General features: G+C 66.5%; 1 protein-coding gene. It reads right to left on the bottom strand.

The annotated features are described in order from the left end of the window. Nucleotides 1-153: 153 nt before the first annotated feature. Nucleotides 154-474 carry a hypothetical protein gene (locus ACGFK0_RS37690; protein ID WP_392913581.1) on the bottom strand — a complete coding sequence of 107 codons (321 nt, stop codon included), beginning with the start codon at nt 472-474 and terminating at the stop codon, nt 154-156. Nucleotides 475-1,085 lie beyond the last annotated feature (611 nt).

The following is a 1,085-nucleotide window of genomic DNA, read 5'->3' as shown; positions in this document are numbered from 1 at the left end:
CCCGCATGTCCGGGACTCCACCCGATCGTGATCATCCCCGCCTGCCCCGCCGACCAGCAGCGACATCCCCGAAGTCACGATCTACAGCTGCCGTAACTGACCTGGAAATTGCGGCATTGACTACGTCACAGAGTCAGCCTCCAAATGCCACACTCACTTGCATCGTGCGACCTCGTGTCGCACGCCCGTGCCGATCTCCAGCACCTTCATGCCCGGTTGGACGTCGAGCGTTTCGAGCATCGTGGCCACGATGTGCGGCGCGCTGGCCGAGCTGGTCGGCCAGATCCCTCGCTCGGTGGCCCCGTCATCGACCTGCGTGATGATCGAGTCATCGGATCGGACGAGTTCCAGCCACCGGTCCGGGTCGTCCGCGCGCCGTAGGGGAACGGCCCAGCCGTCGTCCCGCCGCACCCAGACCACGTCCGGGACGAACGCCTCACGCGGCACCCTGCGCAGCAGCTCATCGACGTTCACCCCTGCCGCCCGGTGCCGCCGCAGCCGGTGCAGGGAATGTCACGGGGCTTCCCGTCATCGGTGGTGCTGATCTTTCCTGTTCCCCGGCACATGCCGCAGGGCACCTGCTTTCCGTGCTTCCCCATGCCGACGGCTCCTTCCGCGATTCAGCGTTGAGGCCGGCCCGCGGAGCGGGCACGGGCGATCGGACGTGTCCGGTGAGGGCCGGGGGTGACCGCTGACCGGAGGTTCTCACCGTTCTGGCTCTGTGTTATCAGCCGATCGCCCAACGTGCTGCCGATCGAGGCGCTCCGAACGGCCTTCCGCGAGCATTTGCGTGCCGCAGACGAACGTGCGCGTCCGTGAACGTTCAAGATCGCGCACGTGCGCCGCGCGGACGTCCCTGCCGTAGACGCACCATCCCTGCGGCGGGCGTCCCGATGCCGAAAGGTAAGCATTCAGGCCATTCACGGGCTGTGATGCTGGCCGATCGAATGTGACCGTCCGTCATGTTGATCATTGAGGGTGGACGTGGGTTGATCACCGGGTGTCCGGCCTGGATGAGCTGTCGCGCGAGGAACTGATCGTGCTGGCGCGTAGCCTGGCGATCGAGAACGCCCGGCTGGCCGAGC

It is taken from the genome of Spirillospora sp. NPDC048823, assembly GCF_043198445.1.
Lineage (GTDB): Bacteria > Actinomycetota > Actinomycetes > Streptosporangiales > Streptosporangiaceae > Spirillospora.
This window is presented reverse-complemented; position numbering and strand designations above follow the sequence as displayed.